The sequence below is a fragment of the Stenotrophomonas sp. GbtcB23 genome (genome assembly GCF_019091045.1).
In the GTDB taxonomy this organism is placed as follows: domain Bacteria; phylum Pseudomonadota; class Gammaproteobacteria; order Xanthomonadales; family Xanthomonadaceae; genus Stenotrophomonas; species Stenotrophomonas rhizophila_A.
Genome location: NZ_JAGXKC010000045.1, coordinates 1 through 25,068, shown reverse-complemented (window position 1 = coordinate 25,068; position 25,068 = coordinate 1). Strand labels below are relative to the sequence as shown.

The 25,068-nt window shown below is 67.5% G+C and carries 25 protein-coding genes and 1 pseudogene; 12 read left to right on the top strand and 14 right to left on the bottom strand.

Going from position 1 to position 25,068, the window contains the following annotated elements; all coding sequences use genetic code 11:
* The 3 genes from KVS69_RS15540 to KVS69_RS15530 form a co-directional block, all read left to right on the top strand.
* Positions 1–874, top strand: an 874-nt coding sequence (locus KVS69_RS15540; RefSeq protein WP_217538827.1) for a glycosyltransferase, incomplete at its 5' end; no start/stop codon positions are given.
* Complete coding sequence (locus KVS69_RS15535) at positions 858–1,250, top strand: GtrA family protein (protein WP_217538826.1); 393 nt, start codon at positions 858–860, stop codon at positions 1,248–1,250. The genes KVS69_RS15540 and KVS69_RS15535, both read left to right, overlap by 17 nt.
* Complete coding sequence (locus tag KVS69_RS15530; RefSeq protein ID WP_217538825.1) at positions 1,247–1,843, top strand: hypothetical protein; 597 nt, start codon at positions 1,247–1,249, stop codon at positions 1,841–1,843. Before KVS69_RS15535 ends, KVS69_RS15530 begins: the two co-directional genes overlap by 4 nt.
* 451 nt (positions 1,844–2,294) lie before the next feature.
* Here the strand turns inward: KVS69_RS15530 and KVS69_RS15525 are convergent, their stop codons facing one another.
* A complete protein-coding gene (locus KVS69_RS15525; RefSeq protein ID WP_093536176.1) occupies positions 2,295–3,260 on the bottom strand; it encodes a UDP-glucuronic acid decarboxylase family protein in 966 nt (321 codons plus the stop codon).
* 222 nt (positions 3,261–3,482) lie between these two features.
* Between KVS69_RS15525 and KVS69_RS15520 the strand changes: the two genes are divergently transcribed.
* Complete coding sequence (locus tag KVS69_RS15520; protein WP_217538824.1) at positions 3,483–4,073, top strand: alpha-ketoglutarate-dependent dioxygenase AlkB; 591 nt, start codon at positions 3,483–3,485, stop codon at positions 4,071–4,073.
* On the opposite strand, the gene KVS69_RS15515 is transcribed toward KVS69_RS15520, so the two are convergent.
* Genes KVS69_RS15515 through KVS69_RS15500 form a run of 4 tightly spaced genes read right to left on the bottom strand, consistent with a single transcriptional unit; the run spans position 4,051 to position 7,597 of the window.
* The gene (locus tag KVS69_RS15515; protein ID WP_217538823.1) at positions 4,051–4,728 is read right to left on the bottom strand and encodes an ABC-type transport auxiliary lipoprotein family protein; all 678 of its coding nucleotides are present in this window, start codon (positions 4,726–4,728) and stop codon (positions 4,051–4,053) included. The genes KVS69_RS15520 and KVS69_RS15515 overlap by 23 nt on opposite strands.
* On the bottom strand, positions 4,725–5,651 hold the full coding sequence (locus KVS69_RS15510) for an MlaD family protein (protein WP_068849110.1): 927 nt from the start codon (positions 5,649–5,651) through the stop codon (positions 4,725–4,727). The genes KVS69_RS15515 and KVS69_RS15510 overlap by 4 nt, the downstream gene beginning before the upstream one ends.
* Before the next feature lie 3 nt (positions 5,652–5,654).
* Entirely contained in the window at positions 5,655–6,485 is an 831-nt protein-coding gene (locus KVS69_RS15505) for an ABC transporter ATP-binding protein (RefSeq protein ID WP_217538822.1), read from the bottom strand.
* Positions 6,485–7,597, bottom strand: a complete 1,113-nt coding sequence (locus KVS69_RS15500) for an ABC transporter permease (RefSeq protein ID WP_068849114.1) — start codon at positions 7,595–7,597, stop codon at positions 6,485–6,487. Before KVS69_RS15500 ends, KVS69_RS15505 begins: the two co-directional genes overlap by 1 nt.
* An 81-nt stretch (positions 7,598–7,678) precedes the next feature.
* On the opposite strand from KVS69_RS15500, the gene KVS69_RS15495 reads away from it, so the two are divergent.
* The gene (locus KVS69_RS15495; protein ID WP_068849116.1) at positions 7,679–8,938 is read left to right on the top strand and encodes a threonine/serine exporter family protein; all 1,260 of its coding nucleotides are present in this window, start codon (positions 7,679–7,681) and stop codon (positions 8,936–8,938) included.
* 99 nt (positions 8,939–9,037) lie between these two features.
* Here the strand turns inward: KVS69_RS15495 and KVS69_RS15490 are convergent.
* The 3 genes and pseudogenes from KVS69_RS15490 to KVS69_RS15480 form a co-directional block, all read right to left on the bottom strand.
* Positions 9,038–9,409 (bottom strand): annotated as a pseudogene (locus KVS69_RS15490) (H-NS histone family protein); the annotation flags it as partial.
* Between the two features lie 154 nt (positions 9,410–9,563).
* Positions 9,564–11,255 (bottom strand): proline--tRNA ligase, encoded by a 1,692-nt coding sequence (locus tag KVS69_RS15485; RefSeq protein WP_217538821.1) that lies wholly within the window; start codon positions 11,253–11,255, stop codon positions 9,564–9,566.
* Positions 11,256–11,377: 122 nt separating this feature from the next.
* A complete protein-coding gene (locus tag KVS69_RS15480) occupies positions 11,378–11,758 on the bottom strand; it encodes a DUF4124 domain-containing protein (RefSeq protein WP_068849122.1) in 381 nt (126 codons plus the stop codon).
* Positions 11,759–11,859: 101 nt separating this feature from the next.
* Between KVS69_RS15480 and pssA the strand changes: the two genes are divergently transcribed.
* From pssA to rimI, 3 genes are read left to right on the top strand one after another with little or no spacing between them, the layout of a single operon-like run.
* Entirely contained in the window at positions 11,860–12,639 is a 780-nt protein-coding gene (gene pssA / locus KVS69_RS15475; RefSeq protein ID WP_068849124.1) for a CDP-diacylglycerol--serine O-phosphatidyltransferase, read from the top strand.
* Positions 12,640–12,695: 56 nt separating this feature from the next.
* Positions 12,696–13,130, top strand: coding sequence for a DNA polymerase III subunit psi (locus tag KVS69_RS15470; protein ID WP_217538828.1), 435 nt, complete (start codon positions 12,696–12,698; stop codon positions 13,128–13,130).
* Positions 13,127–13,624, top strand: coding sequence for a ribosomal protein S18-alanine N-acetyltransferase (gene rimI / locus KVS69_RS15465; RefSeq protein WP_093536218.1), 498 nt, complete (start codon positions 13,127–13,129; stop codon positions 13,622–13,624). The genes KVS69_RS15470 and rimI overlap by 4 nt, the downstream gene beginning before the upstream one ends.
* Positions 13,625–13,693: 69 nt before the next feature.
* Here the strand turns inward: rimI and KVS69_RS15460 are convergent, their stop codons facing one another.
* The 3 genes from KVS69_RS15460 to KVS69_RS15450 form a co-directional block, all read right to left on the bottom strand.
* Positions 13,694–16,519 (bottom strand): valine--tRNA ligase, encoded by a 2,826-nt coding sequence (locus KVS69_RS15460; RefSeq protein WP_217538820.1) that lies wholly within the window; start codon positions 16,517–16,519, stop codon positions 13,694–13,696.
* A 73-nt stretch (positions 16,520–16,592) separates the two neighbouring features.
* On the bottom strand, positions 16,593–17,018 hold the full coding sequence (locus KVS69_RS15455) for a DNA polymerase III subunit chi (protein WP_184124672.1): 426 nt from the start codon (positions 17,016–17,018) through the stop codon (positions 16,593–16,595).
* Complete coding sequence (locus tag KVS69_RS15450; protein ID WP_217538818.1) at positions 17,005–18,495, bottom strand: leucyl aminopeptidase; 1,491 nt, start codon at positions 18,493–18,495, stop codon at positions 17,005–17,007. The genes KVS69_RS15455 and KVS69_RS15450 overlap by 14 nt, the downstream gene beginning before the upstream one ends.
* A 104-nt stretch (positions 18,496–18,599) precedes the next feature.
* Here KVS69_RS15450 and lptF point away from each other — a divergent pair, with 104 nt between their 5' ends.
* Both lptF and lptG read left to right on the top strand, forming a co-directional pair.
* The gene (gene lptF / locus KVS69_RS15445) at positions 18,600–19,679 is read left to right on the top strand and encodes an LPS export ABC transporter permease LptF (RefSeq protein WP_093536157.1); all 1,080 of its coding nucleotides are present in this window, start codon (positions 18,600–18,602) and stop codon (positions 19,677–19,679) included.
* Complete coding sequence (gene lptG, locus KVS69_RS15440; protein WP_217538816.1) at positions 19,676–20,782, top strand: LPS export ABC transporter permease LptG; 1,107 nt, start codon at positions 19,676–19,678, stop codon at positions 20,780–20,782. Before lptF ends, lptG begins: the two co-directional genes overlap by 4 nt.
* 306 nt (positions 20,783–21,088) lie before the next feature.
* Here lptG and KVS69_RS15435 read toward each other — a convergent pair whose 3' ends face one another.
* The gene (locus tag KVS69_RS15435) at positions 21,089–21,562 is read right to left on the bottom strand and encodes an RDD family protein (RefSeq protein WP_217538814.1); all 474 of its coding nucleotides are present in this window, start codon (positions 21,560–21,562) and stop codon (positions 21,089–21,091) included.
* Positions 21,563–21,632: 70 nt separating this feature from the next.
* Here KVS69_RS15435 and xerD point away from each other — a divergent pair, with 70 nt between their 5' ends.
* On the top strand, positions 21,633–22,607 hold the full coding sequence (gene xerD / locus KVS69_RS15430; RefSeq protein ID WP_217538813.1) for a site-specific tyrosine recombinase XerD: 975 nt from the start codon (positions 21,633–21,635) through the stop codon (positions 22,605–22,607).
* Positions 22,608–22,626: 19 nt separating this feature from the next.
* Here xerD and KVS69_RS15425 read toward each other — a convergent pair whose 3' ends face one another.
* Entirely contained in the window at positions 22,627–23,427 is an 801-nt protein-coding gene (locus KVS69_RS15425; protein ID WP_217538812.1) for a hypothetical protein, read from the bottom strand.
* A 167-nt stretch (positions 23,428–23,594) separates the two neighbouring features.
* Between KVS69_RS15425 and KVS69_RS15420 the strand changes: the two genes are divergently transcribed.
* Positions 23,595–24,371: a DsbC family protein gene (locus KVS69_RS15420; RefSeq protein WP_068854539.1), complete on the top strand. Its 777-nt coding sequence runs from the start codon at positions 23,595–23,597 to the stop codon at positions 24,369–24,371.
* 42 nt (positions 24,372–24,413) lie between these two features.
* Here the strand turns inward: KVS69_RS15420 and KVS69_RS15415 are convergent.
* Positions 24,414–25,068, bottom strand: a 655-nt coding sequence (locus KVS69_RS15415; RefSeq protein ID WP_217538811.1) for a hypothetical protein, incomplete at its 5' end; no start/stop codon positions are given.

The following is a 25,068-nucleotide window of genomic DNA, read 5'->3' as shown; positions in this document are numbered from 1 at the left end:
CCTGTACGGCGGCCGCGTGTTCGTGGTGGTGGTGGAGGCCGGCTCGATCCGCGAACCGGTGCAGCCCTTCCAGCTGTCCAGCTCCGGGGTCAGCGGGGTGGTGCTGAGGCTGCGCCGCAATGTCGGCCACCAGAAGGCGATCGCGATCGGGCTGGGCTATGTCGAAGAGAACCTGCCGGACGCCCAGCGGGTGGTCGTGATGGATTCCGACGGCGAAGACCTGCCCGAAACCATCGCCACCCTGCTCGAGGCGTTGCGCGACGAAAGCGTGGACGTAGCCGTGGCGCGGCGCAGGAGCCGGGTGGAAACCCTGCGCTTCCGCGCGTTCTACGTGGTCTACAAGTTCATCTTCCAGCTGCTGACCGGGCGCACCATCAGCTTCGGCAACTTCATGGCGATCAAGGTCGGTGCGCTGCACCGGCTCAACGCGATGCACGAGGTCTGGACCCATGTGGCCGCGGGGCTGATCGCCAGCAAGCTGCGCCTGGCGGTGTGCCCGATCGACCGTGGGCCGCGCTACGCCGGGCAGAGCAAGATGAACTTCGTGGGCCTGACCCTGCATGGGTTCCGCGCGCTGATGGTGTTCGCCGAGGACGTGCTGGTCCGCGTGGGCCTGATGTGCGTGCTGGTCTCTTCGGCGTCGATCGTGCTGGCCGTGGTAGCCACCCTGCTCAAGCTGGCCGGTTACGCCACGCCGGGCTGGTTCTCGATGGCGCTGGGCGTGCTGTTCCTGGTGTTCCTGCAGACCGGTACGCTCACGCTTATGACGCTGATGCTAAGTGGCATCGTGCGCGGCACCATCCAGAAACCGGGCGCGTACCGCGAATACCTGGCCGGTGTCACCGAAGTAACCGCCGATGTCGCGCCACGCTGAGTTTCGCCAGCTGCTGCGTTACGTCATCAATGGTTTGGTGGCGACCGGCGTGCACTTCGCGGTGCTGAGCCTGCTGGTGGAGGTGGTCCATGTGCCTTCCAAAGGCGTGGCCAACCTGCTGGCGGCGGCGGTGGCCATCGTGTCGTCCTTTCTGGGCAACCGCTACTTCGTGTTCGCCGCCACCCAGGCCCGCGCCAGCGGCCAGCTGTGGCGGTTCGTGCTGCTGTATGCCGCCATTGCATTGCTCAACGGCGGGCTGATGGCGCTGTGGTCGGACCTGCTGAAGTTCGATTACCGCGTTGGCTTCGTGCTGATCAGCATCCTCCAGTTCATCCTTTCGTTCCTGGGCAACCGCCTGCTGGTATTCAAGCCATGAAAACCCTGCTCAACGCGCTGCTGCTGACCGTCGTCTACGTGGTGCTGCTGCTGGGCATCCACTTCCTGCACGTGCGCTTCTTCAGCGTGGACGTGGTGTTCTACGCGGCCATTGGGGATGCGCTGCTGGCCGCGGTGCTGGCCGGCCTGTTGCTGCTGCTACCCGCGCTGCGGCGCTTCACCGTGACCGAAAAAGTATTGCTGGTCGCGGTGTGGCTGCTGGGCGGCTATTCCTTCGCGATTTCCGTGCCGACCGTGATCGACCGTTCGCTGTCGTTCTACATCCTTGAAAAGCTGGACCAGCGCGGCGGCGGCATCCGCCAGGATGCCTTCCAGGACGTGTTCACCAAGGAATACATGGTGGAACACCGGCTGGTGGACGTGCGGCTGACTGAACAGGAAAGCTCGGGCACGATCCACATCGAGAACGGCTGCGTGTTGCTGACCGACAAGGGCCGGCGCGTGGCCGGCATGAGCCGCTTCTACCGCCAGCACTTCCTGCCAAAGCAGCGGCTGCTGCTGGGTAAATACTCCGACGACCTGACCGACCCGTTCCGCCACAGCCGCCAGGACGTCACCTACCAGTGTCGGTAACGCCTACGGCTGAAGAATCAACGCTGTTGTAGAGCGGACGGGGGGCAGAGCGGACGGGTATCGCGGACGGGTATCACGGACGGGTATCACGGACGGGTATCACGGACGGGTAGAGCGGACGGGTAGAGCGGACGGGTAGAGCGGACGGGTAGAGCGGACTGTTAGTCCGCTGCTCTTCGCGCAGAAGGCTGCCGTCTAACAGACGGCTCTACCAGGCTAAAGGCAGCCGTCTAACAGACGGCTCTACCGGGCTAAAAGCAGCCGTCTAACAGACGGCTCTACCAGGCTAAAGGCAGCCGTCTAACAGACGGCCCTACCAGGCTAAAGGCTGCCGTCTAACAGACGGCTCTACCAGGCTAAAGGCAGCCGTCTAACAGACGGCTCTACCAGGCTAAAGGCTGCCGTCTAACAGACGGCTCTACCGCGCCAATGCGCCATCCAAAAGTCGGCATTACCGGGATTCGCTCAGCAGGGTGTCAAAATAGGCAATCGTCCGACGCAACCCTTCTTCCAGCTTCACCTGCGGCTCCCACCCACCAAGCCGGCTCTTGGCCAGCGTGATATCCGGCTGGCGCTGCATCGGGTCGTCCTGCGGCAGCGGCTTGAACACCAGCTTTGACCCGGAATTGGTCAGCGCGATCACCGTCTCGGCCAGCTCGCGGATGGTCATCTCTGCCGGATTGCCCAAGTTGCACGGCCCGGTGAAATCCTTGTCCGTGGCCATCAAGCGCATGAAGCCCTCTATCAGGTCATCCACGTAGCAGAACGAGCGCGTCTGCTGGCCCTCTCCGTAAATGGTGATGTTCTCGCCGCGCAACGCCTGCACGATGAAGTTGGACACCACGCGCCCATCATTGGGGTGCATGCGCGGGCCATAGGTGTTGAAGATGCGCGCCACCTTGATGTCCAGGCCATGCTGGCGGTGGTAATCGAAGAACAGCGTCTCGGCGCAGCGCTTGCCCTCGTCGTAGCACGAGCGCGGGCCGATCGGGTTGACGTTGCCCCAGTATTCCTCGCGCTGCGGGTGCACGCTGGGATCGCCGTATACCTCGCTGGTGGAGGCCTGGAAGATCCGGCAGTCCAGCCGCTTGGCCAGCCCCAGCAGGTTGATCGCGCCATGCACCGAGGTCTTGGTGGTCTGCACCGGGTCGTGGCTGTAATGCACCGGCGACGCGGGGCAGGCCAGGTTCCAGATCTCGTCCACCTCGATGTACAACGGGAAGGTCACATCGTGGCGCAGGAACTCGAAGTGCGGGTTGCCCAACAGGTGCGCGATGTTGCGCTTGGTGCCGGTGAACAGGTTGTCCGCGCACACCACCTCATGGCCCTGCTCCAGCAGGCGTTCGATCAGGTGCGAGCCGAGGAATCCGGCGCCACCGGTGACCAGGACGCGCTTGCTGCTGTCGTGACTTCTCATGCAGGAACCTTGTGACAATGCGGCGGGTGGTGGCGCGACGGGAAAAACGCGCCTCAGGCCGCAGATTGTAGAGGACTCCACGTGGAGGTGACGCGTACCCGCCCAGCGCAGATACCCGGTGACGCGTACCGGCCGGGCGCACACACCGGGTAGCGCCGACCGTTGGCCGGCCCAGGCGGTCCTGCAGCCCGTTGGCACGCAGTGGCATGCTAGCGTTCCCGCATGGACCTCCATCTTCCCGATGCTTCGGTGCACTGGCACCGCCACTGGTTGGCCGCCGCCGAGGCGGACGCCCTGCAGCGCCAGCTGCGCGGCGAGGTGCCGTGGGACGTGCACAGGATCCGCATGTTCGGGCGGTCGGTGGATTCGCCTCGGCTGAGCTGCTGGATGGGCGATCCCGCCGCGCGGTACCGCTATTCCGGTACGGACTTCGTGCCGCATACGTGGCATCCGGCGCTGGTGCCCTTGCGCGACGCCTTGGGCCAGTTCTGCGGCCAGCCGTTCAACAGCGTGCTGCTCAACTGCTACCGCGACAACGACGACGGCATGGGCTGGCACAGTGACAACGAACCCGAACTGGGACCCACGCCGGTGATCGCCTCGCTCAGCCTCGGCGCCGCCCGCCGGTTCCTGCTGCGCCGACGCGATGACCATGCGCGCAAGGCGGAGGTCACCCTGGGTCATGGCGACCTGCTGGTGATGGGCGGGCGCACGCAGACCATCTACCAGCACGCCCTGCCAAAAAGCGCCCGGCCCTTGGCCGAACGCATCAACCTCACGTTCCGTTGGATCAACGCAACCGCGTCGGGATGACTGCGGCCGTGTGGCTGTCGGCCTGGCCGGTGGTGAGGGTCCACCCGACCAGTTCGGTGGTGACCGCCTGGAGGCCCTGCTCGAGCGCCCGGGCCACATCGCCGGTGGCGGTGCTGCCTACCGGCTGTTCCTGGCGGAACGTGCGGTCGGCCACCACGCGCTGGTCGATCACGTGGATCAGCTTGGCGTTGATCTCGATGAAAGCGGTCGGGGTCGGCTGGCCGCGGTAATCCGATTCGAAACGGCGTACATCCAGCGCCAGCTTGTAGTCGGCGCGGATGCCGGTGGTGGCACGCGCCACGCCGGTGATGCGGCCGGAATCCTCGAACGCGCGCACCAGCGCGTCGTCCACCATGTCGGTGGCCGGCTGCGCCCAGCTCACGCCCTTGTACACCTCAAGCTCGCCCGGGTTTGGCCGCACGTTGATGCGCGGGCTGTCGACCACGCGCGCGGCGGTCGGCTTGACCAGCACCAGCGCCCAGTCGACCTTCGGCCAGGAGGGGTCGGGCTGGATCTTCACCACGGGTGAGTAGATGGTGACCTGGCTGCGTTCGCCGCCGCCCAGCAACGACGAGCAGGCGCCCAGCGCGATCATCAGTGCCGCCGGCAACAGCAGGCGGGGCAGGGAGGCGGGCAGGAGAGGGAAGCGGCTCATTTGGGTTCGAACTCCTTCGGCGCGTCGCGGCCCAGCAGGTAGCGGGCCGGGTTGTTGTCGAGTTTGTCGCTGACCCGGCGCAGGTCGCGGATCAGCCCGCGCAGCTCGGTCAACGTCGGCCCGAGCTGGGCCAGGCCATCGTTGGCGAAGCTGTTGATGGCTGCGCGGTTCTCGCCGAGGATCGAATCGGCACTGCCGGCCGCCGAATCGAGCTTGGTCAGGGTGGTTTCCAGCTTGTCCAGGATCGGCGGCAACTGCTGCACCAGGTTGGTGTCCAGGCGCTGGATGGTGCCGTTGGTGGTCTTCAGCGTGCTGTCCAGGCTGCGCGCGGCATCGCGCGCGCTGAGCAGCAGCGCCTGGGTGCCCTGGTCGCGGTCGGCCAGGCCGCCGCTGATGGTTTCCAGGTTGGCCAGGGTGGCGTTGATGCTGGCCACGTTGCGGTCGCTCAGCACCTGGTCCATGCGCTCGACGATGCGGTTGGCCACGTCGGTGATGTTCTGCAGTGCCGATGGCGTGGTCGGGATGATCGGCGCCGGGTCCTTGTTCACCGCGGTCAGCGCCTGCGCCTGCGGCGTGCCGCCGCTGAGCTGGATGATCGACGGCCCGGTCAGGCTGGTGATGGCCAGCTTGGCGCGGGTGTCGGTCTTGACCGGCGTGTTGGAGTTCAGGCGGATCCGCGCTACCACCTGGCGCGGGTCATCCGGCACCAGGTTCAGTTCGGTGATTGAGCCGACCGCGATGCCGTTGTACTGCACCGGGCTGCCCACCGACAGGCCGGTGACGGCCTCGCGGAACACCACCCGATACTCGGTCCAGGTGCGGTCGGAGGAGTACTTGGCCGCCCAGAGGCCGAAGGCCAGCAATGCCAGCCCCACGATCAGGGTGAACGCGCCGATCAGTACGTAATTGGCTTTGGTTTCCATGGCTTACTCGCTCTTCTGCTTGGCAGCGCGTGCAGCACGCGCACGCGGTCCGTGGAAATATTCCTGGATCCACGGATGCTCCAGTTGTTCGATCTCATGCAACGGTGCGTTGGCGATCACCTTGTGGTCGGCCAGCACCGCCACCCGGTCGCAGATCGCATACAGGGTGTCCAGGTCGTGCGTGATCAGCAGCACGGTCAGGCCCAGTGCTTCTTGCAGGGTCTTGATCAGGCGGTCGAAGGCGGCCGCGCCGATCGGGTCCAGCCCGGCGGTGGGCTCGTCCAGGAACAGCAGCGGCGGGTCCAGGGCCAGCGCGCGCGCCAGGCCGGCGCGCTTGCGCATGCCGCCGGAGAGCTGCGAGGGCAGCTTGTTGATCGCGTCGGCCGGCAGGCCGGCCAGCTTCACCTTCAGCAGCGCCAGTTCGTAATGCCAGCGCTCGGGCAGTTCGCCGTGGTGTTCCTTCAGCGGCACCTGCACGTTCTCGCCCACGGTCATGGACGAGAACAGCGCGCCATCCTGGAACAGCACGCCGGTGTTGCGTTCGATGTGCAGGCGGTCGGCGCGGTTGTCCGAGCGCGCATCCACGCCCAGCACCTCGATCTCGCCGGCATCGGGATGGCGCAGGCCCAGGATGCTGCGCATCAGCACCGACTTACCGGTACCCGAACCGCCCACCACGCCCAGGATCTCGCCGCGGCGAACGTCCAGGTCCAGCCCGTCATGCACGGGCTGGCTGCCGAAGCGGTTGGTGAGCCCGCGCACGCGGATCGCCAGGCCGGCGGCGTCGGCCAGGTCCACGCGGGTGTCTTCATCAGGGGCGGCTGTGGTCGTCATCACCAATCCATGTGCATGAACCACAACGCGGCGAACGCGTCGATGATGATGACCAGCGAGATGGTCTGCACCACGCTGGAAGTGGTGCGCTCACCCACCGACTGCGCGGTGCCTTCCACTTTGAGCCCTTCCAGGCAGCCGATCAGGCCGATCACGGCGGCGAACACCGGCGCTTTGGACAGGCCCACCAGCATGTGCCGCACTTCGATGGTGTCGTGCAGCCGCGCCAGGTACATCTGCGGCGGAATATCCAGGTCGAACGCGCCCACGGTGACGCCACCGGCCAGGCCGGCGATCATCGCCACGAAGGTCAGCAGCGGCAGGGTGATCAGCAGCGCGATCAGGCGCGGCAGCACCAGCAGGTCGACCGGGTCCAGGCCCAGGGTCTGGATGGCGTCGATTTCCTCGCGCGCCTTCATCGAGCCGATCTGCGCGGTGAACGCGCTGGCGGTGCGGCCGGCCAGCACGATCGCGGTAAGCAGCACCGCGAATTCGCGCAGGAAGGCGATGCTGACCAGCTCCACCACGTAGATCTCGGCGCCGAAGTCACGCAGGATGGTCGAGCCCAGGAACGCGATCACCGCACCCACCAGGTAGGACAGCAGCGCCACCAGCGGCACCGCATCCAGCCCCACCTGCTCCATGTGGTGCACGGTGGCGGTCAGTCGGAAACGGCGCGGCTCGCGCAGCAGGCGGCCGCCCTTGACCAGGTTCTCGCCGAGGAAGCTGGCCAGCGCCACGATGTTGTGGCCGGTGGCATGCACGCTGCGGCCCAGCCGCTCCAGCGCGGCCAGCACGCCGAAGTCGCGCTTGGCCTTGGGGCGGTCGTCAGCCACTTCTTCGATGGTGCACACCAGCGCGCGGTGGTCCTCGCGGAAGGTCAGTGCATCCTCGGCCAGGTCGGCGCGATGGGCCACCCGCAGTACCTGCAGCACGCCAGCCGAATCCAGCTGGGTGATGCCGCTGGCATCGATGCCGGTGACTTTTTCCGGTGCCGCGCGCAGCACTTCGGCCGCGTCCAGCGCGGTGCGCAAGGTCCACTGCCCGGACAACCGGATGAGACCGGGGTCCTGTGGATCCTGTTCAAGTTTGGGGGTCTGGTCTGGCGTCATGGGGCGTCCTCCATGCAGCATAACCTGTCTGCGTGGATGCCAAGTGTGTGCGCGCCCCGACATCGGGTAATACTACGCCGCATGTCTGCCGACGCACCCGCCATTGCCACCCCTCCGGCCACCTACGCACAGCGGGTGGCCTTCGTATCCGAGATCGCCGGACGGCTGCACAGCTACGGCACCACGGCCCAGCGGCTGGAGGCGGCGGTGGTTGCGCTGTCGCAGCGGCTGGACCTGGACTGCGAGCCGTGGTCGAACCCGACCGGGCTGATCCTGAGCTTCAGCGACCCGACCAAGGCCATCGGTTCATCGGACATCACGCGCGTGATCCGGCTGGCACCGGGCGAAAACGACCTGCACAAGCTCAGCATCGCCGACCAGATCACCGAAGCGGTCGCCAACGGCACCATGAGCATCGCCCAGGGCCATACCGCACTGCGGCAGCTGGACAAGGACCCGGGCCGGCGCGGCAAGATCCGCATGATCCTGTCCTACAGCCTGGGCGCGGCCGGCGTGGCGGGGCTGTGGAAACTGCCGTGGCTGGATATCGCCACCGCCGGGGTGATCGGGTTGCTGATCGGGCTGATGACGCTGGTCACCGACCGCCGCCCGGCCAGCCGCGAAGCCAGCGAGGCATTGGCGGCACTGCTGGCCGGTACGGTGGCGGCGCTGGTGGCCTCGTTCGTGGGCGCGCTCAACCTCAATACCGTCATCATCGCCTCGCTGGTGGTGATGCTGCCCGGCATGTCGCTCACCAACGCGGTCAACGAACTGGCCAGCCAGCACTGGGTATCGGGCACCGCGCGTTTTGCCGGCGCCATCACCACCATCCTCAAGCTCACCGTCGGCGCGGTGATCGCGGTGACGCTGTCGGGCATCATCGGGCTGGACCCGGTGGTGCGCGCATCGCGCCCGCAGGCCGACTGGGTGGAATGGAGCGCGCTGCTGATCGCGGCGTTCGCGTTCGCGATGCTGTTCAAGGCCCACCGCCGCGATTACCCGTGGGTGATCGCGGCCTCGGTGGCCGGCTATGCGATCTCCAAGTTTGCCGGCCAGGCGTGGGGCCTGCCGGCCGGCATCTTCATGTCGGCGATGGTGATGACCGCGGCAGGCAACCTGTTCGGCCGCCTGGTGCAGCGCCCGGGCGCAATCATCCGCCTGCCCGGCATCATCATGCTGGTGCCCGGCAGCACCAGCCTGCGCGGCGTGCTCACGTTGGTGCAGCAGCAGGACATGAGTGCCGGCCAGACCGTACTGATGACCGTGCTCAACGTGGTAATGGCACTCGTGGCGGGATTATTGTTCGGCAACCTGCTGGTGCCGGCGCGAAAGAATCTGTGACTTTCTGAGAGTTTCCGAAGGCCTGCGCACGTAACCCAAAAAAAAACGCCAGCCATCCCGGCCGGCGTTTCAATGCGCGCGCCATCGGCGCATCGCTTACTTCTTGATCAGGAAATCTTCCAGCTTCTTGCCCTTGGTGGTGTGCGCGGCCAGCCAGCGCGGCTGCTTGCCGCGTCCGGTCCAGGTTTCTTTCGGGTTGGCCGGGTTACGGTACTTCGGGGCAACCTTGCCCAGCTTGCGCACGGCCTTGGCCGGTGCTGCGCCTGCGGCCTTGCTGGCGCGGCCGCGGGTGGGAGCGGCAACGCCCGCCACTTCTTCCAGGGTGTATCCGTTTGCCTTGGCCAACTTGGTCAGCTGTGCGCGGACCTTGGTGATGGCCGGGCGCTTGGCGACGATCGTCTGCTGCTTCTTGGCGTTCTTGATCAGGGCGCCCAGCTCTTTGGCGGACAAACCACTCAGGTCAATACTCATCAACTGCTCCGGAATCTAAAAATAGAAGGACGGGGTTGAGCCAGTCCTTGGCGCGGCAACAGCATACATTCTCATTTCGAAGATGCACAGCGCGCAGAAATAATCAATGGAAACGGGACAATAAAATGCCGGGATATCCCACCCGGCACTGTCATCACTTCGTCAGCTTGGCCATCAGCGCGTCGCGGTCCAGGCTCTCCGCTTCGCTGGCACTGCGCGCGCGGTACTCGAACGTACCGGCGGCCAGGCCGCGTTCGGACACCACCACCCGGTGCGGCACGCCGATCAGTTCCATGTCGGCGAACATCGACCCCGGGCGCAGCCCGCGGTCGTCCAGTGCGGCATCCAGGCCGGCGGCCTGCAGCTCGGCCAGCAGTTCGGCAGCGGCACTGGCCACGGCGTCGTCCTGCTTGGGGTTGATCACGCACACCACCACCTGCCACGGCGCCATCGCGTCGGGCCAGATAATGCCGGCATCGTCATGGTTCTGTTCGATCGCCGCGGCAACGATGCGCGAGATACCGATGCCGTAACAGCCCATCGCCATCACCGCGGCCTTGCCGTTCTCGTCCAGCACGGTGGCATTCAATGCCTGCGCATACTGGCGGCCCAGCTGGAATACGTGGCCCACTTCAATGCCGCGTGCCACGCGCAGTTCGCCACCATCGGCGGCACGGTCGCCTTCCTTCGCATTGCGGATGTCGGCCACTTCCGGCTCGGGCAGGTCACGGCCCCAGTTGACGCCGGCAATATGGAAACCGGCTTCGTTGGCGCCGATGACGAAATCGGCCATCGCGGCGACGTCGCGATCGGCCACGATGCGGATCGGCTTGGCCGGATTGAGCGGGCCCAGGAAGCCCGGTTCGCTGCCGAGGTGCGTGGCGATTTCCGCCTCACCGGCCATGCGGTAGCCCTGCAGGCCCTGGACCTTGCCCAGCTTGATCTCGTTGATGTCGTGGTCGCCGCGCACCAGCGCCAGCACGAAGCCGGCTTCGGTCATGATCGCGATCGACTTGACGGTACGCTCCAGGCCCAGGCCGAGCAGGGCGGCGACCGCCTCGCAGGTTTTCTGGGTGGGGGTGTCGACCTTGCGCAGCGCTTCGATGGCGGCCGGGCGCGGGCCCGGGGCAGCGGCGACGGCGGCTTCCATGTTGGCCGCGTAATCGGAGCCGGTGGAGAACACCAGCGCGTCTTCGCCGGAATCAGCGATGACGTGGAATTCCTGCGAGGCGTCGCCGCCGATCGCGCCGGAATCGGCCTGCACCATGCGGAAGTCCAGGCCCAGGCGGGTGAACACGCGGGCGTACGCCGCCTTCATGTTCTCGTATTCGCGTACCAGGCAGGCGTCGTCCAGGTGGAAGGAATAGGCATCCTTCATCAGGAACTCGCGCGCGCGCATCACGCCGAAGCGCGGGCGGATCTCGTCGCGGAACTTGGTCTGGATCTGGAAGAAATTCACCGGCAGCTGCTTGTAGCTGTTCAGTTCCTGGCGCGCGAAATCGGCGGCGGCCTCTTCAGCGGTGGGGCTGTAGCAGAACACCTGCTCCTTTCGGTCCTTGATCTTGAGCAGCTGCGGGCCGAACTTTTCCCAGCGCCCGGTGGCCTCCCAGAGGTCCTTGGGCTGGATCGTCGGCACCTGGAATTCAATGGCGCCGGCACGCTCCATTTCCTCGCGCACGATGCGCTCGACCTTGCGCAGCACGCGCAGGCCCAGCGGCGACCAGATATACAGCCCCGAGGCGAGCTTGCGGATCATGCCCGCGCGCAGCATCAGCCGGTGGCTGGTCAGCTCGGCGTCGCCGGGGGTTTCCTTGGTGGTGTGCAGGTGGAACTGGGAGAGGCGCATCGTCGGCTTCGCTGAACGGCTGGGAGGCAATATTCTGCCAGCCCGGCCGGCGACGTGCCCAATCCGCCGCAATTCCGCCGCGCCTCGGGTAGCCCCCGACCGTTGGTCGGGGGGGAGGCCGGTCAGGCCGCAGGCTTGCAGTACGCCTTGATGCCGGCTTCGGCCAAGGTCTTCTGCGCTTCGCGCTGGCCGTCATCCAGCGGGGTATCCGGCTTGCCGTCGCCATTGGTGTCCTGCAGCACCGCGCCCTTGCCGTTGAGCAGGGACAGGTTGGTGCGGGCGGTGGTGCAGTCGGCCGATTCGGCGGCGGCGGGCTCGGCTGCCGCAGTGCGGCCGGCCGGGTCGCGGGTCTGGATCTTGCGCTCTTCGGCCTTCTGGCCGGTGGGCGGCTTCTCCGAATACTGGGTCACGCCGTTGGCGTCCTTCCATTTGTAGACGGTTCCGGCGCTGGCCGAAGCGCTGGCAAGCAGCAGCAGGCAGCACACGAGGGGCAGGGCACGCATGGCAACTCCGGGCAGCGGGGGACAGAGGCGCGATTGCAGCATTCCCGCCCCGTGCTGGCAAGCCTCCCCCCAAACCGGGCCGCAGCCACTAAACTGGCGGCATGGATCAGATGAAACCCCCGCCGCGCTCGCGCAGCATCTATTTGCTGCCCAACCTGTTCACTACCGCCGGCCTGTTCGCCGGGTTCTACGCGATCATCGCGGCGGCCAACGGCGATTTTGTCAATGCCGCCATCGCCGTGTTCGTGGCGGCGGTGATGGACGGCCTGGATGGCCGGGTGGCGCGCCTGACCGGGACCAGCAGCGAGTTCGGCGTGCAGTACGACTCGCTGGCCGACCTGGTCAGCTTCGGCATGGCCCCGGCGCTGGTGATGTACCACTGGTCGCTGTCGTGGCTGAAATTCGACGACCCCGTCCTGGGCCGGGTCGGCTGGGCGGTGGCGTTCCTGTATGCCGCATGCGCGGCGCTGCGCCTGGCCCGCTTCAATACGCAGGTCAGCGTGGTCGACAAGCGCTGGTTCATCGGCCTGGCCAGCCCGGCCGCGGCCGGACTGATGATGTCGTTCGTGTGGGCCTTCGCCGATGGCCAGCTGGGCTGGGATGGCAATGAGCTGCGCTACGTGGCGCTGGCCGTGACCCTGGTGGCAGCGCTGCTGATGGTGAGCCGGATCCGCTTCTGGAGCTTCAAGGGCAGCGGCGAGAAAGGCCCGCGTGCCGATCGCGTGCCGTTCCTGGCGCTGGCGCTGGTGCCGATCGCCATTGCCATCATGGTCATCGACCTGCCGCGCGTGCTGTTCGCGGTCGGCGTGATCTACGCGCTGTCCGGGCCGGTCAGCTGGCTGTGGCAGCGTACCCGCAAGACGGCCGAGCCCGGCGCGTGAGCAGCCCGGCCGACCCGTCACTGTGGACCCCGGCGCAGCAGTCCTGGCTGCAGGCGATGGGCTACACGGTGTTCGTGGACGGCAATGTTGAACCGGCGCCGGACGCGCAGATCGAACTCGCCGCGGCACCCGCCGCCGACCAGGCACTCCCGCCCGCCCCACGGCGCGACGCACCGTCGCGCATGGAAGACGCACCCCCGCCAGCGCGCGGCAACGCGCCCAGCGACGATGCTCCCGCCCCCCGGCGCCGCACCGCGCCCGCTGCCGAAGCGCCTGCCGCGCCCGTGCGCGCCGGTGCCCGCCGTCCCGCCGTCCGTATGCCGCCGCCGCTGCAGATCGCGCTGCTGCGTGCCTCGGGCTGCAACCCCAATGATCCGGACACCCAGGCGCTGATGGCCGGCTGGAACCTGGACGAACTGCGCGGCAATGCCGCCGCCAAGCGCGCGTTGTGGCCGCAGTTGAGGGCACTGCGCAAGCGGGGCCGCGGGTGAGCGCGGTCAGTTCGCCGCGGCCGATGACGCTGCGCGCGCTGCGCGAGGTCGACCTGGATGCGGTGATGGAAATCGAGCTGCGCGGGTATCCGTTCCCGTGGACGCGCGGCATCTTCGTCGATTGCCTGCGCGCCGGTTATCCGGCCTTGGCGCTGGACGACGACGGCGTGCTGGTGGGCTATGGGGTGCTGAGCATCGCCGCCGATGAGGCGCACGTGCTCAATGTCTGCATCGATCCGGCCTGCCAGACCCGTGGCCTGGGCCGGCGGCTGTTCCGCGCGCTGGTGAAGCTGGCGCGCGAGCATGGCGCCCACCGGGTGTTCCTGGAAGTGCGCCCGTCCAACACCCCGGCGGTGGCGCTGTACCACAGCGAAGGCTTCAACGAGATCGGCCGGCGCCCACGCTATTACCCCGCGCGCGATGGGCGCGAGGACGCGCTGGTGATGGCGATCGAACTGGTCGACGACGACATCCAGACGATGCCGCCGTTGTAAGGCCCGCCACGCCCTGCGTGGCTGCGAACCCCGGTAGGTGGCGACCGTTGGTCGCCACGCGCAATCCCGTTACAGCTTCGCGCGCTGCGCGACCAGGCCTTCCAGCTGCGCGGTCCAGTCGACCAGGCGCACGCGCTCCTGCTCGATCACCGCCGCCGGCACCTTGTCGGTGAACCTGGACAGCTTGGTGGCGCTCTTTTCCTTCTCCGCCTCCACCCGCGCGATTTCCTTGTCCAGGCGCGCGCGTTCGGCACCCAGGTCGACCAAGCCTTCCAGCGGCACCAGCAGCTTCAGCTCGCCCACGATGGCGGTGGCGGCCGGCGGGGTGTCCGCATCGCCGCCCAGCCATTCGATGCGTTCCAGCTTGAGCAGGAACGACAGCGACGAGGTGAAGCGGGCCACGCGGTTGCGATCGTCCTCGTTGCCACCCTGCAGCAACAGGCCCACCTGCTTGGCCGGCGGCACGTTCAGTTCGCTGCGCACGCGGCGCAGCGCGCTGACCATCGACTTCAGCCACTCCACGTCGGCCTCGGCACGCGCGTAATCGCCGGCGAACTCCTCGGCGGTGGGATAGGCGCGCAGCGAGATGGTGTCGCCGTCCAGACCCAGGCGCGGCGCCACCTGGCGCCACAGCTGTTCGGTCACGAACGGGGTCAACGGGTGCAGCAGGCGCAGCAGCGCTTCCAGCACGTACAGCAGGGTGTGGCGGGTGCTGGCCGCGTCCTCGGCGTTGTCGCCGTTGAGCGCCGGCTTGGTCAGCTCCAGGAACCAGTCGCAGAATTCGTTCCAGGCGAACTCGTACAGCGCCTGCGCGAGCAGGTCGAAGCGGTAGTTGGCGTAGTGCGCCTGCGCCTCGGCCGACACCGCCGCCAACCGCGCCAGGATCCAGCGCTCGGCGTCGGTGCGTGGCTGCGGCACGCCGTTGAACTGCGCGCCTTCGGTGTTCATCAGGGTGAAGCGGCTGGCGTTCCACAGCTTGTTGCAGAAGTTCTTGTAGCCCTCGGCGCGGCTCATGTCGAACTTGATGTCGCGGCCGTGGGTGGCCAGCGCGGCGATGGTGAAGCGCAGCGCATCGGCACCGTGGGCGATGATGCCGTCCGGGAAATCCTTGCGGGTCTGCTTCTCGATCTTCGGCGCGTCCTTGGGCTTCATCAGCCCGGTGGTGCGCTTGGCGACCAGGTCGTCGATGGAGATGCCGTCGATGATGTCCAGCGGGTCGAGCACGTTGCCCTTGGACTTGGACATCTTCTGGCCCTGCGCATCGCGGATCAGGCCGGTGATGTAGACGTCCTTGAACGGGATCTTGCCGGTGAAGCTGTCGGTGGCCATGATCATGCGGGCCACCCAGAAGAAGATGATGTCGAACCCGGTGATCAGCACCGACGACGGCAGGTAGCGCTCGAAACCGCGCTCGGCCATCGCCTGTTCGTTCGGCCAGCCCAAGGTGGAGAACGGCCACAGCTGCGAGGAGAACCAGGTTTCCAGCACGTCGCTGTCCTGGGTGAGCACCACATCGGCCCCCAGCCCGGCGCGCGCGCGCGCGTCTGCTTCATCGCGGCCCACGTAGCAGGTGCCGGCCGCGTCGAACCACGCCGGAATGCGGTGGCCCCACCACAGCTGGCGGCTGATGCACCAGTCCTGGATGTTTTCCATCCAGTGGCGGTACGTGTTGATCCAGTTGGCCGGGACGAACTGGATGGACCCGTTTTCGACCAGTTCCAGGCCGCGCTGGGCTAGCGCGTCCATCTTCACGAACCACTGGTCGGTCAGGTAGGGCTCGATCACCTGCTGGGTGCGGTCGCCGCGCGGCACCTGCAGCTTGTGCGCCTTGGTCTCGACCAGGATGCCCTGTTCTTCCAGTTCGGCCAGGATCACCTTGCGCGCTTCGTAGCGGTCCAGCCCGCGGTACTTTTCCGGGGCGTTGTCGTTGATCGCCGCCACCGGGGTGAACAGGTTGATCATCGGCAGGTTGTGGCGCAGGCCGACCTGGTAGTCGTTGAAGTCGTGCGCCGGGGTGACCTTGACCACGCCGGTACCGAACGCGCGGTCGACATAGTCATCGGCGATCACCGGCACGCTGCGCCCGGTCAGCGGCAGGGTGACGCTGCGGCCGATCAGGTGCGCGTAGCGCTCGTCTTCCGGGTGCACCATCACCGCCGTATCGCCCAGCAGGGTTTCCGGGCGGGTGGTGGCGACAACGAGATACGGGCGGGTTTCGCGCAGGGTCTCGTTGCCGTCGGCGTCGCGCTCGACATGCTCGTAGCTGGCGCCGTCTTCCAGCGCGTAGGCGATCGACCACAGGGAGCCGTCTTCCTCCACGCTTTCCACTTCCAGGTCGGAAATGGCGGTCTTCAGCACCGGGTCCCAGTTGACCAGGCGCTGGCCACGGTAGATCAGGCCCTGCTCATGCCAGCGCAGGAACGCCTCGACCACCGCTTCGGACGGCTGCGGGTCCATGGTGAAGGTGCTGCGCGACCAGTCCGCCGAGGTGCCCATGCGGCGCATCTGGCGTTCGATGATGTCGCCCGACTGCGCCTTCCATTCCCATACCTTTTCGATGAACCCGTCGCGGCCCAGCGAATCGCGGCTCTCGCCGTTGCCGGCCAGCGCCAGGTTGCGCGACACCACCATTTCGGTGGCGATGCCGGCGTGGTCGGTACCCACCTGCCACAACGTGTCGTAGCCGCGCATGCGGTGGTAGCGCACCAGCGCATCCATCAGGGTCTGCTGGAAGGCATGGCCCATGTGCAGCGTGCCGGTCACGTTCGGCGGCGGCAGCAGGATGGTGTACGGCTCGCCCTTGCCGGACGGCTTGAAGTGCCCGGCCTTCTCCCAGGAGTCGTACAGCTCCGTTTCGAAGGTCTTGGGGTCGTAGCTGGAGGCAAGTTGGGTCATGCGGGGGCAACCAGGAGGCAATCGGTAAAGGATCAGGGCACCGGCGGCACCGATCAAGGGTGCCGGGCCGGGCTTACATGTCGTACTTGTTCAGGTCGAAATCCAGCGCCTTGTACTGGCGCCAGCGCTCGCGCAGCGGCTCGCGGGCTTCGGGGTCGGCCGGCACCACTTCCAGCACCCGGTCGCAGGCGCCCAGGTAGGGGTCGTCGCGCAGGTTGATCACCAGCGGGCGCGAGGCGGCATCGGTACCCGGCGCGGCGATCAGCACCAGCGCTTCTTCCTCGTCCGCGTCTTCGCCGGCGATCTGGTGCGGGATGTAGGCATCGTCATCGAATGACCACAACAGCTCGTCCAGTTCCTCGGCCTGGGCCTGGTCGCGCGCCAGCACCAGGGTGGACAGCCCGGCGTCGTTGGCCTTGCGGGCCAGTTCGCAGACCAGCCGCAGCGGTTCGGTCAGGAACCGCGGCTTGGCGATCAGGTAGAAATCAGCCCGCGACATGGGCGCGGCCGACCTGGTCGAGCAGCCACTGGGTCAGCAGGCCGACCGGGCGGCCGGTGGCCATGCCGCGCTTGCCTTCGTCGCTGGCCACGCCGGCGATGTCCAGGTGCGCCCAGCGCTGGCCTTCGGTGAAGCGCGACAGGAAGCAGCCGGCGGTGATCGCGCCGGCCCAGCGGCCGCCGATGTTGTAGACGTCGGCGAAGCTGGAATCCAGCATCGGCTGGTATTCGTCCCACAGCGGCAGGCGCCAGGCGCGGTCGAACACGTGTTCGCCGGCGGCCAGCAGCTCATTGGCCAGGTCGTCGTGCTTGGTCATCAGGCCGGCGGTCTGGTGGCCCAGGGCGACCAGGCAGGCACCGGTCAGGGTGGCCACGTCGACCAGTGCGGCCGGCTCGAAGCGCTGCGCGTAAGTCAGCGCGTCGCACAGGATCAGGCGGCCTTCGGCGTCGGTGTTGCCCACTTCAATGGTCTTGCCCGACATCGAGGTGATCACGTCGGACGGGCGGTAAGCGTTGCCGTCGATGGCGTTCTCCACCGCCGGGACCACCACCACCAGGTTCAGCGGCAGCTTGGCGGTGACCGCCGCGACGAAGGTGCCGATGACATTGGCGCCACCGCACATGTCGTACTTCATCTCTTCGATGCCGCCCTGGGTCTTCAGGTTCACGCCGCCGGTATCGAAGGTGATGCCCTTGCCGACCAGCACGTACGGCTTGGCGTCGCCGCCGTTGTTCCACTTCAGCACCACCAGGCGCGGGCGGTTGGCCGAGCCACGGGCCACGGCCAGCAGCGAACCCATGCCGAGCGCTTCCATCTGGGTCTCGTCCAGGATCTCCGCTTCGGCACCGGCATGGGCCTGGGCGAAGGCCACTGAGGATTCGGCCAGGTAGGCCGGGGTGCACAGGTTCGGCGGCAGGTTGCCCAGCTCGCGGGCATGCTGCACGCCGGCGGCGATGGCCTGGCCCTGGGTCAGCGCCTGGCTGTCGGTGCCGGCGATGGCCAACGTGGCCAGGCCCGGGGCCTCGGCCTTCTTGGTGCCCAGGGTGGCGGTGTACCGATAAGCGGCGTGGTCGGCGCTGATCACGGCCTGGCGGATGTTCCAGGCGGCATCGCGGCCCTTGACCTCGATCTCGGCCAGGGTGAACAGCGCATGGCGGATGACCCCGGTCTTCAGCGCGCGGCTGGCATCGCCCACCGCCTTGAGGTACTGCGGCACGCCGAACTTGGCCGGCTCGCCCAGCCCGACCACCAGCACGCGCGGGGCCTTCACGCCGGGCACGTCATGCAGCAGGGTGGTGGCGCCGGTCTTGCCGCTGACATCGCCGCGGGCGACCAGGGCGGTCAGACGGCCGCCCGACGCGGCGTCCAGGGCCTGTGCCGCCGGGCTCAGGGTCTGGTCGGCATAGGCGCCAACGATGACGCAGTCGACCTCGGCCGAGGCCGGGGCAGCGTGGTTCAGGGTGAATTCCAGGGCCATTGATCAGATTCCGTTGGCAAAAACGTACAATCGCGAACTGTTTACGTCCCGTCAGTAGACTGGGCAGCCACGCGAACGAATCCGAGAGTTTAAACCACCGCCCCATGTCGAAGCTCGATCGCTATCTCCTGCGTGATTTCGTCCAGAGTTTTCTGGCCACCCTGATCGTATTGCTGGTAGTGAGCGTGGGCGGCGTGCTGGTGGACATCCTCGGCAACATCGCCGACGGCCGCCTGCCTGCCCGCCTGCTGTTCTCCCAGCTGGGCCTGCAGTTCATCGTCTACATGCCGTTGATCCTGCCGCTGGCGCTGATGCTGGGCCTGCTGCTGGCCACCGCGCGGCTGTACCGGGATTCGGAAATGGCGGTGCTGACCGCCATTGGCGTGGGGCCCAAGCGGCTGCTGCGGCCGGTGCTGATGCTGGTGCTGCCGGTGGTCGGGCTGATCGCCCTGTGCTCGCTGTGGCTGGGCCCGTGGGCCGACCGGACCAGTGAGCAGATGGTTGAAGACGCCAACAAGAGCCTGGTCATGGCCGGGCTGGAGTCGGGCAAGTTCACCATGCTGTCCAATGGGGGGGTGGTCTACCTGTCCTCGGTCTCGGCCGACGGCAGCGGGCTGGGGCGGATCTTCGTCCAGCGCAGCCGCGGCGACCGTATCGAGGTGATGTCGGCCGCGACCGGCAAGATGTTCTTCGAGGGCGACCGCCAGCGCTACCTGCAGCTCAATGACGGCCACCAGATCGAGGGCCCGGCCAACGGCGCGCTGGATTACCGGCTGATGACCTTCGTCCGCAACGACGTTGCGCTGCCCGATGGCGCCATCACCCGCGACGAAAACGACCCCGAGCTGCTGCCGACCGGCCGGTTGTTCGGCGACCCCCGGCCGGAAGCCCAGGCGCAGCTGCACTCGCGCATCACCCCTCCGCTGATCGCCCTGGCGTTTGCGTTGATGACCCTGCCGCTGGCGCGCAGTTCGCCGCGCCAGCAGCGCTACGGCAGGATGATGTTCGCCTTCCTTGCCTACATGGTCGGCATGAACCTGATGTTCATTGGTACCCGTTGGATCGCGGACGGCAAGGTGCCGGCGACAGTGGGGTTGTGGTGGTTGAGCCTGCCGTTGCTGGCGCTGGCCATCTGGATGTACCTGCGCGACGGCAAGCTCTCGCGCCCGCGGAGGACCGCATGAAGCTCCACCCGATGCGGTTTGATTTCTACCTGGGCCGGGCGGTGTTCGGCACGGTGCTGTTGACCTGGGCCGTGCTGGTCGGCCTGGACGTGGTGATGGCGTTCTCCGGCGAGTTCAAGGACGTGGGCAAGGGCGGCTATACGCTCGGCCATGCGGCGGCCTCGGTGCTGTACACCGTGCCGCGCCGGGCCTACACGTTCTTCCCGACCGCAGCGGTGATCGGTGCGCTGATGGGGCTGGGCCAGATGGCCGCCACGTCCGAGCTCACCGCGCTGCGCGCGCTGGGGCTGTCGCGCAAGCGGCTCAGTGCCTCGGTGGCGATCGCGTTGTCGCTGATGACGGCGGTGATGGTGGTGAACGGCGAGACGCTGGCACCGTGGGCGCAGAACCGTTCCGACACCATCCGGGCCAGTGCGAAGTCGGGGCAGAACCTTTCTGCGTCGCGGTACGCGGGCATCTGGGTACGTGAAGGCGATACCTTCCTTACCGCGACCAGTGGCGAGGAGCAGCTGCTGCCCGGTGGCGGCACGCGGCTGGTGCTCAGCGACGTGCGCCTTTACCAGATCGCACCGGACGGAAACATTGCGTCGGTGACCCATGCCGGCACGGTCGAGCACACGGCCGACGGCTGGACCTTGAACAAGGTGCGCCGCGATACCTTCGGCGAGCGTTCGGCCACCCGTACCACCGTGGACAGCGAAAAGTGGGATTCCAAGCTGGATGCGGGCGCGCTGGCCGCCGGTTTCTCCAAACCGCGCAACCTGGCCGCGCGCGACCTGCGCACCAGCATCGAGTACCGCAAGCGCAACGGGCTGGACGCGCGCGATTACGAGGACATCTACTGGAGCCGCTGGTTCTACCCGCTCAACGTGCTGGCGCTGTGCCTGGCCGCCGTCCCCTTCGCGTTCGGTTCGCTGCGCAGCGGCGGCATGGGCAAGCGCCTGTTCCTGGGCATCCTGTTCGCGCTGGGCTTCTGGCTGCTGCAGCTGTTCTTCGGGCGCATGGCCGGCGCGCTGAAGTTCGATTACCGCATCGCCTACGCACTGCCGCCGATCGTGATGCTGGTGGTATCGGGCATGCTGTTCCGGCGCAAGTCGGGGTGATGGGGTAACGGGCGGCTTCGGTTGGGTCTGAACGTCGGTGGGGTGGTCGCAACCGGCGTTGGATCGGTGTTGGACGCTTGAGCCGCGCTGCGCGCGGTTTCCGGCCAACGGCCGGGGCTACGAATTCATACGGGCCCATTGGGATCGGGATCAATCAACCCTGGGCGCCGGTTGCATTTCGATGGTTCACCATCGGCTCCGGATGCATGGCGCCAATGCAACACGAGCCCCTGCGAACCCCCAACGAACGTTGACCTGCCCGGTAGCGCCGACCGTTGGTCGGCCCAGGCGGTCTGCGCCGCGTTCTTATCGCTTCGGCAATCGCAACAACCGGGTGCCGCTTGCCCGGTCGTGCCACGTCAGCCGTTGCCGATCCACCAACGCCCACCACAGCCCAAACCCGGCCAGCAGCACCGACACGGTTCCTACCGCATAACGCACCCACAACTGCCCCAGCGTAGGCGCACCCCCATCGGCCCTCACCACCTGCAACCGCCACGGCCGCATGCCCAACGTCTGGCCGCCGCGCCGCCAGCTGAGCGTGGCGTACAGCCCGGTCACCCCCCAGCAGCACCCCCACAGCAGCCACTGCAGCGCACTGAACGGCGCGATGTTGTCGCGCGCGGCGTGGCCGGCCGCGTAGCCGGCGGTGAACAGCGCGCCGACCAGCATCCACAGCGCCAGCGCCGGGAAGAAGTCGTACAGCAGCGACAGCAGCCGCCACACCAGCAGCGATGCGGGGCGGGAGGTATCCGTGGCGACAGCGGTAGGTGCGCTCATGCGCCGAGCATACCCGCGCCGGCATCCGCTGTGGATGGCCGGCGCGGTCCCGTCTCCGTATTCTGTGGACATGTCCGACACCGCCACCCCCGCCGCGCGCCGCCAGCTGGTGCAGCACCTGCCCGAACTGCGCGCTGACGACAACGCGCACATCCAGCGTTTCCTCGACGCGGTCTGGGCCGAGCAGGGCCTGGCCCGGGCCAGCCTGGACAGCTACCGGCGCGACCTGGAAGGGCTGGCCCGCTGGCGCGACGGCGCCGGCAACGGGCTGGCCGGGATCGACCGCGCCGGCCTGTTCGACTACCTGGCCTGGCGCGCGCGCCACGGCTGGTCGCCGCGCAGCAACGCGCGGCTGCTGTCGGCGCTGCGCGCGTTCTTCGCCGATGCAGTGCGGCGCGGACAGCGCAGCGAAGACCCCAGCGCGCTGCTTGATCCACCCCGGTTGCCACGATTGCTGCCCAAGGCGCTGGCCGAGAGCCAGATCGATGCGCTGCTCGCCGCACCCGAGGTGGAACAGCCACTGGGCCTGCGCGACCGCGCCATGCTCGAGCTGATGTACGCCGCCGGCCTGCGCGTAAGTGAGCTGGTGGAGCTGCCGGCCAACGCGGTGAACCTGCGCCAGGGCGTGCTGCGGGTGACCGGCAAGGGCAGCAAGGAACGGCTGGTGCCGCTGGGCGAGGAATCCCAGCACTGGCTGGAGCGCTACCTGCGCGAAGCACGGCCGCAGCTGGTCGGCACGCGCACCGTGCCGGCGCGCGACGGCGAGGTGCCGCTGTTCCTGGAACCGTCGCTGCAACCGCTGAGCCGCCAGCAGTTCTGGTCACTGGTGAAGAAGTACGCCGCGCTGGCCGGGATCGACCCGGTGCGGATCAGCCCACATGGGCTGCGCCACAGCTTCGCCACCCACCTGCTCAACCGTGGCGCCGACCTGCGCGCGCTGCAGATGCTGCTGGGCCACAGTTCGCTGTCCACCACCCAGATCTACACGCTGGTGGCACGCGAGCACCTGCAGAAGCTGCACGCGCGCCACCATCCCAGAGGGTAGTGGCGCACGGCACTGCCGCTCAGGCGTAGCTTTCCCGGGGCTCGCCGATCGCCACCCAGGCGGTGGAGGCGGTGCTGCAGCTGCCGTCGTCGGACACCTCGTCGCTGTCCGAACCCGCCGACGCATCGGCCAGCATCGCGGTGTTCCGCCACCGGTTCACCGCGTCGTTGCGTGAAGCGCGGCTGGGCGACAGCGACACAACCGAAGGACGGTGCTGAGGCGCCACGCGGGCCCCGAAAGAAAACAGCAGCGCTTTCTGATCGTCGTGTTCCACCGCTGGCGCCTGTGCGTACAGCTCTTCCATGGCGGCCCGGTGCAGGTCGGCCGCACGGTCCGGGTCATTGATGTCCGGTGGGTTGGCACGCAGGTAAGCGGCTTTGAAGTCAGGAAGCGTGGTCAGCTCACCCTGCCAGAACAGCGTGGCCAGTGCAGCGCGCGCGCGACCGAGCACCGCATCGGGTGCGACCAGTGCCTGCATGGCCTGCGCGCGTGGCCCGGTGTTGGACACCCAGCGCGGCCGACGGTCGCCACAGCGGTTCAGCACCTGCTCCAGCCGCTCGATGCGATCGGCGACGTGGTGAGAGGGAATGAGCTGCTCGCGCAGCCGGGCCAGGTGGGCGGCGCGGTCCACCAGCTTCGGCGCGCTGAGCGCGCCGCTCCAGAAACGCCCGGACAGCCGGTCTTCGCTGTTCTGGATGCTGTTCATGGCGCGATGGAATCGCCCGCCGTCGTGGGAGCCGGCCGCCAGCGCCACGCGGGCGGAGGTGCGGCGCAGGACATGGGCCTTGAACGTAAGCGTGATCGATGAAAGGGAATGCACGGGAAAGGGGCAGGGCGGACGGAGGGGCAGCGAGCGTGCACGCACTGATGGGCGAGCGCTTTCACGATTCCCTCGCCGCACCCGCAGGCGGGCCGAAGGCGCCCGCCGTGACGTCGCCGCGGGAGCGGCTGTGCGAGAATCGGGCACCTTTTACCGTGGAACTGCAGATGCTTCGAGTCCTTACCGTGGCGCTGTGCGGTGCGCTCAGCCTGACCGCCTGCGCCCAGCCGGCGCCGCCGGCCGCCAAGCCGGGCGCCCAGCCGGCCAGCAGCGCCGCGCCGGCCAATGCCAACGCCGACCAGACCGTGCGCAGCGCGCTGGCCGGTCTGGACCCGAAGTTCAAGCCCGACTACATCGGCGCGGCCCCGTTCCCGGGCTTCCGCGAGGTGCTGGTGGGCGGGCAGGTGCTGTACGTGTCCGACGACGGCCGCTACCTGATGCAGTCCCAGCCGTACGACATCCAGAACCGCGCCCCGGCCAGCAGCGCCGGCCTGCTGGCCTACCGCAAGCAGCTGCTGGACAAGGTGCCGCGCGGTGACCGCATCGTGTTCGCTGCGGCCAATCCCAAGCACACGCTCACCGTGTTCACCGACATCGAGTGCGGGTACTGCCGCAAACTGCACCAGGACCTTCCCGAGCTGAACCGCATGGGTATCACCGTGGAGTACGTGGCGTTCCCACGCATGGGCCCGGGCAGCAAGGACTTCACCGACATGATCTCGGTCTGGTGCGCGAGCGACCGCCGCAAGGCGCTGACCAGCGCCAAGCAGGGCCAGCCGGTGGCGCCAAAGAACTGCACCAGCCCGGTGGCGATGCAGTACAACCTGGGCCAGCAGGTGGGCGTCAGCGGCACCCCGGCGGTGTTCGCCGCCGACGGTACCCAGCTGGGCGGCTACGTGCCGCCGGCACAGCTGCTCAAGGCGCTGGAGCGCCAGGCCAACTGAGCCCCAACCGCCCCGGGATCACCCTCGGGGCGAACCGCATCGTCATGCTTCGGAATCGCTCCAGCCGTGGTCGGAGTCCGCGCCTGCATCAAGCAGATGGCTGCCGCGGCCAGAATCGGAGCTGTAGCCGGACAGCGATTCCTTGTGCTTGTCCGTCATCAGCTCGAAGCCCTTGACCAAGCCTGCAGCGACCCGCAACGGGGAAGGGCTGGTGGCGCTAGAAGGGGATGGGCTGGCGGCGCTAGAGGCGGTGCTTTCCACGCTCGCCTGGCGCGCCTGGCGTTGTGAAAGTGCTTGACGTAGTTCCGCCATCACGTCTTCCTTCGTCGGGGCGATGAACAGCGCCTTGGCGTGGCTAAGCGGCGATGACGGCGACAAGGGCGACACGGTGGTGCTGCTCGTTTCAGGCGCCGGCATGGGGGGAGGCGGTGGCGGCGGTATGTCGCCGTCAGCCGTGGCCTTCTCTTCGCTGTAGCTGTTCAACATTGCGTCGAAAGCTTTGATCTCGCGGTCTTCGTCTGCAAATCGACCTGTCGCGTCCGGATATCGCTGTCCGATCGGTGCCATGTCCGCGGCATTGGTATAGCTGTCAGTGTGCCAGCCAGTCCCCAGCGGATCCGACGGATGCGCGGCGTCCACCGATGCAGGCGCAATCGGCAGATCTTCCGGACGTTCAAACAAGCCGCTGTTGATCGCT

What these genes read in the sequence shown, in the direction of transcription:
- KVS69_RS15535 (WP_217538826.1), top strand. Translation starts at nt 858, where the DNA reads ATGTCGCGCCACGCTGAGTTTCGCCAGCTGCTGCGTTACGTCATCAAT.
- KVS69_RS15530 (WP_217538825.1), top strand. Translation starts at nt 1,247, where the DNA reads ATGAAAACCCTGCTCAACGCGCTGCTGCTGACCGTCGTCTACGTGGTG.
- KVS69_RS15525 (WP_093536176.1), bottom strand. Translation starts at nt 3,260, where the DNA reads ATGAGAAGTCACGACAGCAGCAAGCGCGTCCTGGTCACCGGTGGCGCC.
- KVS69_RS15520 (WP_217538824.1), top strand. Translation starts at nt 3,483, where the DNA reads ATGGACCTCCATCTTCCCGATGCTTCGGTGCACTGGCACCGCCACTGG.
- KVS69_RS15515 (WP_217538823.1), bottom strand. Translation starts at nt 4,728, where the DNA reads ATGAGCCGCTTCCCTCTCCTGCCCGCCTCCCTGCCCCGCCTGCTGTTG.
- KVS69_RS15510 (WP_068849110.1), bottom strand. Translation starts at nt 5,651, where the DNA reads ATGGAAACCAAAGCCAATTACGTACTGATCGGCGCGTTCACCCTGATC.
- KVS69_RS15505 (WP_217538822.1), bottom strand. Translation starts at nt 6,485, where the DNA reads ATGACGACCACAGCCGCCCCTGATGAAGACACCCGCGTGGACCTGGCC.
- KVS69_RS15500 (WP_068849114.1), bottom strand. Translation starts at nt 7,597, where the DNA reads ATGACGCCAGACCAGACCCCCAAACTTGAACAGGATCCACAGGACCCC.
- KVS69_RS15495 (WP_068849116.1), top strand. Translation starts at nt 7,679, where the DNA reads ATGTCTGCCGACGCACCCGCCATTGCCACCCCTCCGGCCACCTACGCA.
- KVS69_RS15485 (WP_217538821.1), bottom strand. Translation starts at nt 11,255, where the DNA reads ATGCGCCTCTCCCAGTTCCACCTGCACACCACCAAGGAAACCCCCGGC.
- KVS69_RS15480 (WP_068849122.1), bottom strand. Translation starts at nt 11,758, where the DNA reads ATGCGTGCCCTGCCCCTCGTGTGCTGCCTGCTGCTGCTTGCCAGCGCT.
- pssA (WP_068849124.1), top strand. Translation starts at nt 11,860, where the DNA reads ATGGATCAGATGAAACCCCCGCCGCGCTCGCGCAGCATCTATTTGCTG.
- KVS69_RS15470 (WP_217538828.1), top strand. Translation starts at nt 12,696, where the DNA reads ATGGGCTACACGGTGTTCGTGGACGGCAATGTTGAACCGGCGCCGGAC.
- KVS69_RS15460 (WP_217538820.1), bottom strand. Translation starts at nt 16,519, where the DNA reads ATGACCCAACTTGCCTCCAGCTACGACCCCAAGACCTTCGAAACGGAG.
- KVS69_RS15455 (WP_184124672.1), bottom strand. Translation starts at nt 17,018, where the DNA reads ATGTCGCGGGCTGATTTCTACCTGATCGCCAAGCCGCGGTTCCTGACC.
- KVS69_RS15450 (WP_217538818.1), bottom strand. Translation starts at nt 18,495, where the DNA reads ATGGCCCTGGAATTCACCCTGAACCACGCTGCCCCGGCCTCGGCCGAG.
- lptF (WP_093536157.1), top strand. Translation starts at nt 18,600, where the DNA reads ATGTCGAAGCTCGATCGCTATCTCCTGCGTGATTTCGTCCAGAGTTTT.
- lptG (WP_217538816.1), top strand. Translation starts at nt 19,676, where the DNA reads ATGAAGCTCCACCCGATGCGGTTTGATTTCTACCTGGGCCGGGCGGTG.
- KVS69_RS15435 (WP_217538814.1), bottom strand. Translation starts at nt 21,562, where the DNA reads ATGAGCGCACCTACCGCTGTCGCCACGGATACCTCCCGCCCCGCATCG.
- xerD (WP_217538813.1), top strand. Translation starts at nt 21,633, where the DNA reads ATGTCCGACACCGCCACCCCCGCCGCGCGCCGCCAGCTGGTGCAGCAC.
- KVS69_RS15420 (WP_068854539.1), top strand. Translation starts at nt 23,595, where the DNA reads ATGCTTCGAGTCCTTACCGTGGCGCTGTGCGGTGCGCTCAGCCTGACC.